Genomic DNA, 13,624 nt, shown 5'->3' on the forward strand with positions numbered 1-13,624 from the left:
CCGGGGGGGGGGGGCGGGGGGGGGCGCGGGGGCGGCCCCCCCCCCCCGGGGGGGGGGGGGGGGGGGGGCCCCCCCCCCCCCCCCGCCTCCTGCGTCCGCCGTCCGAGAACGTGGGAACACCTGTGGACGGCGACGGGTTGTCCCCACCACGAGCAGCCCGGCTGCCGCGGCCGAACCCGCCGCTAGGCTGAGACGACTGCCCCCGAGTCCACTGGAGACGAACCATGGTTGACGTGCGTCGAGTCAAGCTCCCCGGCGTGGGTGTGCTGCACACCTTCATCACCGACGACGGCGGCAAGTGCGGTGTCATCACGCACCGTTCGGGGCACAGCGACCTCATCACGTTCAGCGACGACGTCGACGGCGACCACGTCAAGAAGGTCTCGTTGCGCCTCAGCGAGGACGAGGCGCACACGCTCGCCGAGCTGCTCGGCGGCACGCGCATCACCGAGTCGCTCTCGGCCCTCGACCAGATCCCCGGCCTCAGCATCGACTGGTTCACGGTCGACTACGACGACCACATCGCCGGGCAGCCGCTCGGCGACCTCGGCGCCAAGGGCGTCGTGGGCCTCACGGTGGTCGCGGTGGTCCGCGGTGACGCGGCCAACCCCGCGCCGTCGGGCGACTTCAAGGTGTTCCCCGGCGACACGCTCGTCGTGGCCGGTTCGCCCGAGAAGGTCGCCAAGGCGTTCTCGTTCTACCGCACCGGCGAGCTCAAGCACCGCTCGCCGGTCGACGCGCCGCCCGGGGGCTAGGCCCGATGCACCTGGGTGAAGAGCTGATCGTCCTCGGCATCCTGCTGCTGATCGCGTACGTGCTCGGTCGTGCCGGCAAGCTCGTCGGCCTGCCGTCGATCCCGATCTACATGATCGTCGGCCTGCTCGCCAGCACGAACACGGGCTGGTTCCCGTTGAGCTTCGAGTCCGACAACATCGAGTTGATCGCGATCTTCGGCCTGATCCTGCTGCTGTTCAACCTCGGCCTCGAGTTCGATCAAGACGAGTTCTTCTCGAACGCCGGGCGCCTGATCGTCTCGGGTGGCAGCTACATCGCCATCAACATGGGGGTCGGGCTGGTCTTCGGCTTCATGCTCGGCTGGGGCACGCGCGAGGCGCTGATCATCGCGGGCATGACGGCGACGTCCTCCAGCGCGATCGTCACGAAGCTGCTGATCGAGCTGAACCGCCTGGCGAACCGCGAGACGCCGATGATCCTCGGGGTCACGGTCGTCGAAGACATCTTCATCGCCGTCTACCTCGCGATCGTCTCGGTCGTGCTCAGCGGCGAGACCGACCCCGGGCCGGTCATCCTCAAGCTCGGCATCGCGTTCGCCTTCCTCGTCGTGATGTTCGGCGTCGCCCGGTGGGGCGGCCGGGTCGTGTCGCGGCTCATGCGCACCCGCGACGACGAACTCTTCACGGTGTTGTTCTTCGGCCTGGCCGTGCTCTTCGCGGGTCTCGGCGAGGTGCTCGGCGTCACCGACGCGATCGGTGCCTTCCTCATCGGCCTGATCATCGGGGCGACGAAGTTCCGCAACCGGGTCGAACAGTTCGCCCTGCCCATGCGCGACGTCTTCGGGGCGTTCTTCTTCCTGAACTTCGGCCTCGGGCTCAACCCGGCGCTCTTCCCGAGCGTGCTCGGGCCCGTCGCGATCGCCGTCGGCATGACGGTGCTGCTCAACGTCGGCGCGGGCCAGTTCGTCGCCTGGCTCAACAAACTGGGGCCGCAGGCGGGCATCAACACCACCGTCATCCTCGTGAACCGGGGCGAGTTCGCGTTGATCCTCGCGACGCTCTCGGCCGGTGCCGGGCTCGACGAACGGTTGCAGCCCTTCGCCGGTCTCTACGTGCTGATCATGGCCGTGCTCGGCCCCGTCCTCGCTTCCAACAGCGAGCGCATCGGCTCGCTGGTGCTGCGATCGCGCAAGAAGGCCGAGCGGGCCGAGGCCGAGGCCCGTCGCCTCGAACGCGAGGCACGCAGCGGTGACGAGATCGCCCTGATGGAGGCGGCGCTCGCCGGCGACGACCTCGACCAGACCGAGGTCACCGAGGACGACGACGAGCGCGAGACCGAGCGGGTGCGGACGGGTGCGGCACGGGCCGCCGCCGGGCGGGCCGGTTCGACCCGCGCCGGACGCGACGGCGACGGCGACTCCGACGGCGGCCCGGACGGCGACGACGACCTCGACGACCTCGACGCGATGGACGCCGACGAGGCCCGGCTCTGGGCCGAGCAGGCCGGTCAGCAGAGCGACCAGCGAGCGGCGCGTCAGCGCGACCCCGAGTACTGAGCCCCCGGCCACGTCGGCTCGTCGTCCCGATCGGCTCGACGCGTCGATCCGCCCGTCGTCCCAGCGAGCTCGTCGACGACGAGAGGTACGATCGCCGACGTGACCCAGACCGCGCAGCGCCCCGTCCTCCTCGGAGTCGACGGCGATCCGCTGCCCGAGACGATGTGGCAGGTCGCCCGCCGCCCGCGGTGGATCGCCCTGCTCGGGCTCGCACTCGTGGTCGCCGCGATCTTCGCCTGGCTCGGCCACTGGCAGATCGAGCGCAGCGTCGAGAGCGTGCAGGTGGTCAACCCCGAGACCGAGACCACCAAGGTGCTGTCGTCGGTCGCCACGCCACAGACCCCGTTCGCCGACTCGCTCGGCGCCCAGCGGGTGTCGGTCACGGGCGAGTTCGACCCCGACGACTTCGCCGTCGTCGGCGACCGGGTCAACGGCGGCGAGACCGGGTACTGGCTGATCGGTCGCTTCGTCGACGACGCCAACGGCGCCTCGCTGCCCGTGGGGCTCGGCTGGTCGGCCACGCGCGAGGGCGCCGAGGCGGCCGAGCCGTCCGTCGCCGCGACCTCGACCGTCACGGTCGAGGGGCGGTACTTCCCGTCCGAGTCCCCGACCGAGAGCGACTTCGAGAACGGCGCGCAGACCGTCGTGTCGGTGGCGGCCCTCATCAACGAGTGGCCCGGCTTCGACGGGCAGGTCTACGGCGGCTACGTCGTCGCCGACGACGCGCCCCGGTCGCTCGACGCGATCGACTCCGCGCCGCCCGCCTCCGACGTCCAGTTCAACTGGCTCAACGTCTTCTACGCGATCGAATGGGTCGTCTTCGCCGGCTTCGCCGTGTTCCTCTGGTTCCGGCTCGTGCGCGACGCGTTCGAGCGAGAGCACGAAGAAGCCGAGGAGGCGCGGGCCGAGGCGGACGCGCGCGGCGCGACCCAGCCGACCCGCGCCTCCTGAGCCCGTCGCGGTCGCACGCCGGCGGCGTGGCCGACGGGCCTCGTTCGACGTCGACAGGTGCCGTCGTGGCGCGTCGGTGGGCGCGGCTAGAATCGAGTCCATGCCCCTGAAGCCCCGGCAACGCGACATCCCGAAGATCCCGGGTGCCGTCAGGTTCTACAAGATCTCGGCGTACGTCACCGGCGTCATGCTGTTGCTGCTCATCTTCGAGATGCTCTTCAAGTACACGCCGCTGCAGCTCGAGATGCAGCTCGGCGGTCAGGGCGGGTTCCTCGTGCCGGTCGACTCGACCACGGGGTTCAACCTCTCGACGGCGATCCTCATCGCACACGGCTGGCTCTACGTCGTCTACCTCTTCGCCGACTTCCGCCTCTGGAGCCTCATGAGGTGGCCGTTCTCGCGGTTCTTCCTCATCGCGCTCGGCGGCGTCGTGCCCCTGCTCTCGTTCTTCGTCGAGAGCCACATGACCAAGCTCGCCACGCGGCAGTACGACGCGCTGACCGCCGAGACCACCCCCACGACCGAGGGAGCCCCCGCGTGACCGACGCACCCGAGACCGCCGAGGCGTCGGCGACGACCGCCGCCACGGCCCCCGCACCGGCCGAGCGTGCCCCCGAGACCTCCCAGAGCCCCGTGCTCGTGGTCGACTTCGGCGCCCAGTACGCGCAGCTGATCGCCCGCCGCGTGCGCGAGGCCAACGTCTACAGCGAGATCGTGCCGCACACGATCACCGCGGCCGAGATCGCCGAGAAGAACCCGGTGGGCATCGTGCTCAGCGGTGGCCCGTCCAGCGTCTACGAAGAGGGCGCCCCGAGCATCGACGCGGGCATCTTCGACCTCGACATCCCCGTGCTGGGCATCTGCTACGGCTTCCAGGCGATGGCCAAGGCCCTCGGCGGCGAGGTCTCGCACACCGGTCAGCGCGAGTACGGCGCGACCGACGTCACGCTCGCCGAGGGCGACAGCACCCTGCTCTCGGGTCAGCCCACCTCGCAGACGACGTGGATGAGCCACGGCGATTCGGTGTCGAAGGCCCCCGAGGGCTTCGACGTGCTGGCCTCGAGTGCATCGACCCCTGTCGCCGCGTTCTCGAGCGACGCCCGCAAGCTCTACGGCGTGCAGTGGCACCCCGAGGTCAAGCACTCGTCGTACGGCCAGGCCGTCCTCGAGAACTTCCTGCACCGCGCCGCCGGCATCCCCGCCGACTGGAACAGCGGCAACGTCATCGCCGAACAGGTCGCGCGCATCCGCGAGCAGGTCGGCGACGCGCGCGTCATCTGCGGCCTCTCGGGCGGCGTCGACTCGGCCGTCGCGGCCGCCATCGTGCACGAGGCCGTCGGCGACCAGCTGACCTGCGTCTTCGTCGACCACGGTCTGCTGCGTGCCGACGAGCGTCGCCAGGTCGAAGAGGACTACGTCGCCTCGACCGGCGTGCGGCTCGTGACGATCGACGCCGAGCAGCAGTTCCTCGACGCCCTCGCCGGGGTCACCGACCCCGAGCAGAAGCGCAAGATCATCGGCCGCGAGTTCATCCGCAGCTTCGAGGCGGCCGCCGAGGCCCTCGTGCTCGAGGCGGCGGCCGAGGGCGACTCGGCCGTGAAGTTCCTCGTGCAGGGCACGCTCTACCCCGACGTCGTCGAGAGCGGTGGCGGCACGGGCACGGCGAACATCAAGAGCCACCACAACGTGGGCGGGCTGCCCGAAGACCTGCAGTTCGAGCTCGTCGAGCCGCTGCGCACCCTGTTCAAGGACGAGGTCCGCGCGATCGGTCGCGAGCTCGGCCTGCCCGAGGTCATCGTCGGTCGTCAGCCGTTCCCCGGCCCCGGCCTCGGCATCCGCATCGTCGGCGAGGTCACGCACGAACGTCTCGAGCTGCTGCGCGCGGCCGACGCGATCGCCCGCGCCGAGCTGACCGCGGCCGGCCTCGACGACGAGATCTGGCAGTGCCCCGTGGTGCTGCTCGCCGACGTCCGTTCGGTGGGCGTGCAGGGCGACGGCCGCACCTACGGTCACCCGATCGTGCTGCGCCCGGTGTCGTCCGAAGACGCGATGACCGCCGACTGGACGCGCCTGCCGTACGACGTGCTGGCCCGCATCTCGAACCGCATCACGAACGAGGTCGACGGCGTCAACCGCGTCGTGCTCGACGTCACCTCGAAGCCCCCGGGAACGATCGAATGGGAGTGACGCGAAGCGTCACTCTGGCGGCGCTCTGCGCCGTCAGTGCCCACCAGTAGCCGCGAACGTGGAGTGAGCGAGACCTCCCGCGAAGCGCAGTGAGGCGAAGCCCCCTCCGGCAGACATCTGCCCGAGGGGGCTTCTCCGTTTCCGGCGTCAGGAAGCCGGCGAGTGGGCAGAACATGCTCCCCATCCGCGCCCGATCGTCATCTTCTGCCCACTCGGCCGTCGGCCTCCACCCCACACGGAAGCGGGGCCCGTCCCCCTCGGAACGAGCCCCGCTTCGGGGTGGTGCTGGTGACGCCGTGGTGACTAGTCGCTGCCGCGCAGGATGGCGAGCATGCGCAGGATCTCGACGTACAGCCAGATGACCGTCATGACGATGCCGAAGGCCGCCGACCAGCCGTAGATGCGGGGTGCGCCGCGTTCGACGCCGGTCTTGACCTGGTCGAAGTCGAGGACGAGCGAGTACGCCGCCATGATCACGACGAGGATGCCGAGGATGAAGCCGAGGGGGATGCCCGCGATCTCCATGCCCCGAAGGCCCCAGGGGTTGGTGTTGGCGCCGAAGACCATCAGGCCGAGGTTCAGCAACGAGAAGACGCCGTAGCCGATCATCGCGATCATGAAGACCTTGGTGGCCTTGGCCGAGGCACGGATCTTGCCGCTCTTGAACAGCAGCAGGGTCGTGACGAACACGGCCACGGTGCCGATCAGGGCCTGGGTGACGATGCCGTCCCACTGGCTCTCGAAGATCGACGAGATGCCACCGACGAACAGACCCTGCGCGGCCGAGTAGGCGAGCACGAGGCCGGGGGACGGCTTCTTCTTGAAGATGTTCACGAGCGCCAGCACGAAGCCGGCGATGGCCCCGACGAAGGCGAGAGCGGGGACGAACCAACCCACGGCGGCGAAGACGAGGACGACGCCGAACGCCAGCAGCGTCTTCGAGATCGTGTCTTCGTACGTCATGCGGTCGGTCTGCGTGGGGCCGGCGGCGGGCTGCGAGTAGAGCTGCTGCAGCTGCTCGGCGGTCATGCCGTCGTACTCGACCGGCTGGGCTGCGCCCTGCTGCTGACGGATGACGGGCCCGCCGTTCTTCGAGAAGGCCGGCGACTGACTGAAGCCGGGATTCGAGAATGCCAAGGGGTTCCTCTTCTTGATCACTAGGGATGTGTGGACCACCCGCGCAGGTGCGCGAGGGTGGTTCCGTACACATGAGGCTAACCGTGCCGTGCAACGAATGGCTGAAGATCTGCCTGATGAGAGCCGCATTCTCGCAGGGCGAACGTGCATGGCGTGCAGTCTTTTGCGTCTGCGGTGGGTGGGACGCCTCGTCCCCAGGGGGCCGCGCCTCCTCGTGGTCCACAGGGCACCGGGCGGTTCGGGTCGTGCACGGACGGGCGGGTTAGCGTGACCGGGTGTCCACCTCGCCTCTCGTCATCGCCCACCGCGGCGCCAGCGGTCACCGACCCGAGCACGGCGAGGACGCCTACCGTCTCGCGATCGAGCTCGGGGCCGACGCGATCGAGCCCGACCTGGTCGCGTCCCGCGACGGCGTGCTCGTGCTGCGGCACGAGAACGAGATCTCGGGCACGACCGACGTCGCCGACCACGACGAGTTCCGGCACCGGCGCACAACCAAGACCATCGACGGCACGAAGGTGACGGGCTGGTTCACCGAGGACTTCACCTGGGATGAGCTCAGCACGCTGCGCATCCGTGAACGCCTGCCCGAGCTGCGGCCCGACAGCGCCGCGCACGACGGCGAGGGGCGCATCCAGCGGCTGGGCGACCTGCTCGACCTGCTCGACGCCGCCGATCGGCCCGTCGGGCTCGTCGCCGAGGTCAAGCACGCCACCTACTTCGACTCGATCGGGCTGCCGCTGGGCGAGCTGCTCACCGACGAGCTGCGCCAGCGGCGCTGGGTCGACGACCCCCGGTTGACCATCGAGTCGTTCGAGCAGACCGTGCTCGGGCGGCTCGCCGACCAGCCACTCGGGGCCCGACTCGTCTACCTGCTCGAGAAGGCCGGAACGGCAGCCGACCTCGTGGCGGCGGGTCGCGCCTCCGTGGGGTACCGCGACCAGCTGCACGCCGAGTCGCTCGAGTCGTTCGTCGACGCGGGGCTGCACGGCGTCAGCCTCGACAAGCACACGCTCGTCGACGCCCGCGGGGCGACCGACGGTCGGGTGGTCGACCGGGCCCACGCCGCGGGGCTCGACGTCTTCACCTGGACGCTGCGCGCCGAGAACGCGTTCCTGGCGCGCGCGAACCGCGGCCCCGGCGGCAAGGCCGCCTTCGGCGACTGGCGCACCGAGTTCACGTCGCTCATGGCGCTCGGCGTCGACGGCGTCTTCGCTGACCAGCCCGAGCTCGCCGAGGAGGCGCGGGTAGCCTTGGCGTCCCGCTGACCCCGCACCACGTCACCGCTGCCCGTGGTCGCCCCGCGCCCCTCGCGATGTCGGTGGTCGCGCTTAGACTCGACGGGCCATGACGATCGTGCTCGAGCCCTCTGACGCTGCCGGCGGTTCCGGCGACCCCCTGACCGCCGGTCTCAACCCCCAGCAGAAAGAGGCGGTCGAGTACCGCGGGCAGTCGCTGCTGATCGTGGCCGGCGCCGGCTCGGGCAAGACCAGCGTGCTCACCCGCCGCATCGCTGGCCTGTTGGCGACGCGCGAAGCGTGGCCCAGTCAGATCCTCGCGATCACGTTCACCAACAAGGCCGCGGCCGAGATGCGCGAGCGCGTGGCGCACCTCGTCGGCCAGGCCGGTGAGGGCATGTGGATCAGCACGTTCCACTCGGCGTGCGTGCGCATCCTGCGGCGCGAGGCCGAGCAGTTCGGCTTCACCAAGAGCTTCACGATCTACGACTCGGCCGACTCGCGGGCGCTGCTCAAGCGCATCCTGAAAGAGCTCGACGCCGACCAGCTCGGCCTCACCGTCAGCATGGCGTCGGGCAAGATCTCGAAGCTCAAGAACGAGCTCAGCGACGTCGAGTCGTACTCGCGCCAGATCAACATGAACGACCCGCAAGAGGTCATGTTCCTCGAGATCTTCCGGCAGTACACCCGCGAGCTGCAGCGGGCCAACGCCTTCGACTTCGACGACCTCATCGCGCAGACCGTCTACCTCTTCCGGGCCTTCCCGCACGTCGCGGCGCAGTACCAGCGGCGGTTCCGGCACATCCTGGTCGACGAGTACCAAGACACCAACCACGCGCAGTACTCGCTCATCCGCGAGCTGACGCGGCCGGTGCAGTCCGACCTCGTCGACGAGCTCGAACGGGGCGGCCAGTTCGTGCAGTCGATGCGTGACGGCAGCGGCGGCATCCCCGGGGCGTCGCTCACCGTGGTCGGCGACTCCGACCAGTCGATCTACGCGTTCCGCGGCGCCGACATCCGCAACATCGTCGAGTTCGAACGCGACTTCCCGAACTCGAAGGTCATCCTGCTCGAGCAGAACTACCGCTCGACGCAGAACATCCTCGACGCGGCCAACGCGGTCATCTCGAACAACTTCGACCGCCAGGCCAAGAACCTCTTCACCACGGTCGGCGCCGGCAGCAAGATCGTCGGCTTCACCGGGTACACCGGTCACGACGAGGCCCAGTTCGTCGCCGACGAGATCGCGGCGTTGCACGAGTCGGGCACCGACTACAAAGACATGGCCGTCTTCTACCGCACCAACTCGCAGACGCGGGCGCTCGAAGAGATCTTCATCCGCTCGGCGATCCCGTACCGCGTGCTCGGCGGCACGAAGTTCTACGAGCGCGCCGAGATCAAGGATGCGATGGCGTACCTGATCACCGTCGCCAACCCGGCCGACCCACTGGCGCTCCGCCGCATCATGAACGTGCCCAAGCGCGGCATCGGTCCGGCCACCGAGACCGCGATGCAGCGCTGGGCCGACACCAACGAGGCGCCGCTGCGTGACGCGATGCGCAACGCCGACCAGCTCGGCCTCGGTCCGAAGGTCACCGGTGCGATCACCGGCCTGGCGAAGCTGCTCGACGACGTGCAGGCGACGGCCGCGACGGCACCCGTCCACGAGATCCTGACCGCCCTCATCGAGGGCAGCGGCCTCGTCGAGGTGCTGCGCGCGTCACGTGACCCGCAAGACGAGGCCCGTGCCGAGAACATCGACGAGCTCGTCGCCGTCACCAGGGAGTTCCAGAAGAACAACCCCGACGGCACGTTGCTCGACTTCCTCACCGAGGTCACGCTCGTCGCGGCCGCCGACGACCTCGACGACACGAGCGGCACGGTGTCGCTGATGACGCTGCACACCGCGAAGGGGCTCGAGTACGAGGCCGTCTTCCTCACCGGAGTCGAAGAAGACCTGCTGCCGCACCGCATGTCGGCCAGCGAACCGGGCGGCCCGTCCGAAGAGCGGCGGTTGTTCTACGTCGGCATCACCCGGGCACGCCAGCGGCTCTTCCTGTCGCTCGCGATGACGCGGGCGCAGTTCGGCGAGGTGAACGTGGCGATGCCGTCGCGCTACCTGCAAGAGATCCCGGTCGAGCTGATCGACTGGAAGCAGTCGCCCGGCATGGCGACCAGTCGCGGAGGCACGCAGCCGCGGGCGCTCAACGCACGTCGCGAGGGTGGCGACGGCAACCGGGGTGCGACGCCGCGGGCGTCGGGCGGCTACGGCTCGGGCAGCTACGACCGGGCGACGGCGGCGTCGAAGACGAAGCCGAAGACCGAGTGGGCGAACCGGGTCACGGGCACCGTGCGCGACAACGGCGACCTCGAGCTCGAGGCCGGCGACCGCATCTCGCACGTCGACTTCGGCGAGGGTCGCGTCATGGCCGTCACCGGCATCGGCGCCCGCCGCATCGCCGAGGTGCTCTTCGACGGCGCCGGCCGCAAGAAACTGCTGATCAAGGTCGCGCCGATCGAGAAGATCTAGCGCAGGCGACTCGTCGGCTCGGACCATCGGGCTCGCGGCTCGCGGCTCGCGGCTCGCGGCTCCACAATTGCCGTCAGCTCGGGTCGGAGCACGTGGTGGTGCTTGCCGTCGCCTGTCGGGCCGCCGCCTCACGCCTCGTCGCGAGTCCGGGCTTCCGGTCGGCGGCGGACGACGGTCACCGCGTGGTCGCCGATCGACAGCAGCGACCCGGCCCTCACGCGGGTGGGGGTGTGCGCCTCGAGTTCGGTCACGTCGCCGGTCGTCGACACGAGGGTCGTGCCGTTGCCCGAGCCCAGGTCGGTCACCCAGACCCCGGCATCGGGACCGATGACGATCGAGACGTGATGGCGCGACAGCGACCGCCCCGGGTCGTCGAGCGCCACGACGCAGGCGCCGGCAGGTGGGGGCGGGGGTTGGTCCGTCCGGCGACCGACGACGACCGCCCGTGCCGTCAACGGCACGACGCTCTCGTCGGGGAGTCGCAGGCCGTAGTGCCTCGGACGCAGCGCCGTCGCCTCGAGATCGGGTGCTTCCGGTGGCCCTGCGTGATGCGGGTTGCCGGCGTCGGGCGGTGACGGCGGAGGTGAGGCCGCCGCTTCGACGGTCAGCGCAGGTACTTCGGCAGGAGTCGCGGGCTCGACGAGCATCGTGCCGGGTGCGACGGGAGTCGCGTCGATCGGGCGACCCGGTCCGTCAGCGGGGGCGAAGCCCGAGGAGGCGCGGGGCGGGGGAGGAGCCGACGTCACGACGGTCTCGGGCGGTCGCAGCGGTAGGACGGTGATGCGCGACAGCAGCCCCGCGGCTCGTTGCTCTCGGATCGTCTGGGCGATGACCACCGGAGGGTCCGTGGGGTGCTGCTCGCGCCCCCTGCTCACGTCCTTCTTCCACCTCATGCCGACTCCGATCTGTGGACAACCGTCACGCAACCTATCAGGCATGACATATTGGTCGTGATCGACCGACCGGTCGACGTCACAACGAGAGGGAGCACCTCATGGCCAATGTCACCGTCACCTACGACGACCTGCGCACGCAGGCCACCCAATTGCGCAACGGGCAGCGCGCGATCGAAGACCAACTCGGGCAGATGAAGTCGCAGATCGACAACCTCGTCGGCTCGGGCTACGTCACCGACAAGTCGTCCAAGGCGTTCGACTCGACGTACACCGAGTTCACGACCGGAGCGTCCAAGACCATCTCCGCGGTCGAGAGCATGGCGGCGTTCCTCGAGAACGCGGCCAGCACCCTCGAAGGTGCCGACCAGCAGCTGGCCAGCAGCCTGGGCTGACCGACGCACGACCGGGGGTCGAGGCGGGTCGTGCTGAAGCACGACGCGCCTCGGCCTCGCGACACGAGGGGAGGAACCTCATGGCTCGATCGAGCCTGAACATCGACGGGGCCGGTCTCGAGGCGTTGCTCGGCGACCTCGACCGGGTGCGGACCGACTTCGAGACGGCCGATTCGTCGGCACAGCTCACGGCCGAGGCCTGCGGGCACGCGCGGCTCGCAGCGAAGGTCACGTCGTTCGCGACGAACTGGAACGACCGGCGGGCGCAGCTCGCTCAGCACATCACCGAGCTCGGCGAGGCCCTCTCGACGATCGACCAGACCTTCGCCGAGGTCGACGGCGAACTCGAGGGCACCCTCGTGGGTGGCGACCGGTGACGGCCGACACGCTCGCCGGGGTGACGGCCAACTCGCTCGTGGGGGTCTCGGGGGACCCGGGGCTGGTGAACGCGATGGCTGACCATTACGAGTCGGTGGCGGCGTCGATCCGTGGGGCGGCCATAGAGCTGAGGTCGCTCGAAGCGGGGTCGTCGTCGAGCGACGCCCTCGACGCGTTCCTGGCCAAGGCCCAGCAGGTGTCGGCGAGCCTGGGCAAGGCCGAGGGGCGTTACGGCGAGACGGGTTCGGCGTTGAAGACGTACGCGTCCGAGCTCTCGCTCGCACAGGAGGCCGCCGCGCCCGCCCTGGCGAACCACCGAGACGCCGTCGACGACCTTGCCGCAGCCGAGAGGCTCGTCGAGCGGTACGACCAGCTGGCACTGGTGGCGACCGACGAGGTGACCAAGCAGGAGCACCTCGACCAGGCCGCAGCCCAGCGGGCCAAGGCCGACGACGCCCGGGGCCGCGTCGCCATCTATGCCAGGCGACTGGCCGACGCACACGCGTCCGTCGAGACCGCGGCGAACACTGCCATCGCCAGGATCGACGACGCCACGGACGACGGCCTCGACGACACCGTCTGGGACGACCTCGGCGCCGCCTGGGACGCCGGCTTCGCCGCCTTCCAGACCTGGATGGAGGAGAACGACTCGTGGATCAGCACCGTTGTGGACGCGCTCACAATCGTCGGTGGCCTCCTGGCCTTTGCCTCGCTCTTCATCCCGGGCCTCAACCTCGTCATCTTGGCGGTGATGGCAGTGTCCTTGGGGCTGGCTGTGGGGCGCTTCGCCGCAGGCACCGGAACCGCTCTTGATCTCGCCATGGCACTTGTCTCGGTCGCGACTCTTGGCATCGGGGGGACGCTAGTTGCATCGGCGAGGTCCTCCATCAAGGTGGTGAGCGCGAATCGCGTCGCTGGACTGGTGAGAAGCGGGAACACAAGAAGGCTCGCCACCTTGCGGGTGTCGACGAGTTGGAGCCGTGCCCAGCCCGGCCTCGGCGATCGATTCCTGCTGAAGAGCTTCGGTGACCAGGGGGTTGCCCAGATGCTTCACTTTCTCCGCTCAACTCGGCCGGGGGCATTCGCCGACGATCCTGCCCAGATCGCAAGGACGCTAGCCAAGCTCAACTCAGCTCGGGTCATCCAGGCGGTTGACCAGGGCCGCAGCGTTGCCGAGGGTGCCGCTGCCTGGCTCGGTGTCGATCTTCCAGCCACGGTCTGGCGGAGGCTCAGCACTTCGAAAGGCTCGTTGTGACACCTATCGATCGTCATAGACGGAGGCGCCGTCAGTCGAAACTTGAGGGCGTCATCTTCAACGCGCTCGTCCTTTCGTCAGGCCTGATACCCGTGTGCGCCGCTCAAACGACCCGCCTAGTTCTCCAGTTCCGAGGTGGCGGACGGGGCGATGCGCGTCGATTGAACCCTGAGGGTGGTCCACTCTTCTCGACGGCGGAGAATTGGCCGCCGTTTGTGGGGTCCTCGGTACCGTTTTGGATTGCTTGTAGTTGTCTCGTGGCTGCCGTGATCTGGCTCTCTCGAAGAGGAGGTGGCAATGATCGCTTCCCTCTTGATTCGCCACTGATTGCCTATGCTGCGTTTCTCGGAGGGGCGTGGAGCGTGATCTT

General features: G+C 69.3%; 12 protein-coding genes. 10 read left to right on the forward strand and 2 right to left on the reverse strand.

Annotated features, from left to right (window positions below):
• The first annotated feature begins 224 nt into the window (after nt 1-224).
• The 5 genes from ABID81_RS13470 (at nt 225) to guaA (ending at nt 5,428) form a co-directional block, all read left to right on the forward strand.
• On the forward strand, nt 225-755 hold the full coding sequence (locus tag ABID81_RS13470; RefSeq protein ID WP_043595745.1) for a cation:proton antiporter regulatory subunit: 531 nt from the start codon (nt 225-227) through the stop codon (nt 753-755).
• A 5-nt stretch (nt 756-760) separates the two neighbouring features.
• Nucleotides 761-2,290: a cation:proton antiporter gene (locus tag ABID81_RS13475; RefSeq protein WP_354595298.1), complete on the forward strand. Its 1,530-nt coding sequence runs from the start codon at nt 761-763 to the stop codon at nt 2,288-2,290.
• Nucleotides 2,291-2,389: 99 nt separating this feature from the next.
• Nucleotides 2,390-3,241: an SURF1 family protein gene (locus tag ABID81_RS13480; protein WP_354595299.1), complete on the forward strand. Its 852-nt coding sequence runs from the start codon at nt 2,390-2,392 to the stop codon at nt 3,239-3,241.
• 100 nt (nt 3,242-3,341) lie between these two features.
• Nucleotides 3,342-3,782 (forward strand): DUF3817 domain-containing protein, encoded by a 441-nt coding sequence (locus tag ABID81_RS13485; RefSeq protein WP_056259629.1) that lies wholly within the window; start codon nt 3,342-3,344, stop codon nt 3,780-3,782.
• Nucleotides 3,783-3,874: 92 nt separating this feature from the next.
• Entirely contained in the window at nt 3,875-5,428 is a 1,554-nt protein-coding gene (gene guaA / locus ABID81_RS13490) for a glutamine-hydrolyzing GMP synthase (protein ID WP_354595346.1), read from the forward strand.
• Nucleotides 5,429-5,731: 303 nt separating this feature from the next.
• On the opposite strand, the gene ABID81_RS13495 is transcribed toward guaA, so the two are convergent.
• Nucleotides 5,732-6,565 carry a Bax inhibitor-1/YccA family protein gene (locus tag ABID81_RS13495; protein ID WP_354595300.1) on the reverse strand — a complete coding sequence of 278 codons (834 nt, stop codon included), beginning with the start codon at nt 6,563-6,565 and terminating at the stop codon, nt 5,732-5,734.
• A gap of 275 nt (nt 6,566-6,840) precedes the next feature.
• Here ABID81_RS13495 and ABID81_RS13500 point away from each other — a divergent pair, with 275 nt between their 5' ends.
• Entirely contained in the window at nt 6,841-7,833 is a 993-nt protein-coding gene (locus ABID81_RS13500) for a glycerophosphodiester phosphodiesterase family protein (protein ID WP_354595301.1), read from the forward strand.
• Between the two features lie 79 nt (nt 7,834-7,912).
• Nucleotides 7,913-10,333 (forward strand): ATP-dependent helicase, encoded by a 2,421-nt coding sequence (locus ABID81_RS13505; RefSeq protein ID WP_354595302.1) that lies wholly within the window; start codon nt 7,913-7,915, stop codon nt 10,331-10,333.
• 128 nt (nt 10,334-10,461) lie between these two features.
• Here ABID81_RS13505 and ABID81_RS13510 read toward each other — a convergent pair whose 3' ends face one another.
• Complete coding sequence (locus tag ABID81_RS13510; RefSeq protein ID WP_354595303.1) at nt 10,462-11,226, reverse strand: FHA domain-containing protein; 765 nt, start codon at nt 11,224-11,226, stop codon at nt 10,462-10,464.
• 101 nt (nt 11,227-11,327) lie between these two features.
• On the opposite strand from ABID81_RS13510, the gene ABID81_RS13515 reads away from it, so the two are divergent.
• From ABID81_RS13515 to ABID81_RS13525, 3 genes are all read left to right on the forward strand, one after another.
• Nucleotides 11,328-11,621, forward strand: coding sequence for a WXG100 family type VII secretion target (locus ABID81_RS13515; RefSeq protein WP_354595304.1), 294 nt, complete (start codon nt 11,328-11,330; stop codon nt 11,619-11,621).
• An 80-nt stretch (nt 11,622-11,701) separates the two neighbouring features.
• Complete coding sequence (locus ABID81_RS13520) at nt 11,702-11,998, forward strand: hypothetical protein (protein ID WP_354595305.1); 297 nt, start codon at nt 11,702-11,704, stop codon at nt 11,996-11,998.
• On the forward strand, nt 11,995-13,254 hold the full coding sequence (locus ABID81_RS13525) for a putative T7SS-secreted protein (protein ID WP_354595306.1): 1,260 nt from the start codon (nt 11,995-11,997) through the stop codon (nt 13,252-13,254). The genes ABID81_RS13520 and ABID81_RS13525 overlap by 4 nt, the downstream gene beginning before the upstream one ends.
• Nucleotides 13,255-13,624: the final 370 nt, after the last annotated feature.

The sequence above is a fragment of the Frigoribacterium sp. PvP054 genome, from assembly GCF_040547465.1.
Lineage (GTDB): Bacteria > Actinomycetota > Actinomycetes > Actinomycetales > Microbacteriaceae > Frigoribacterium.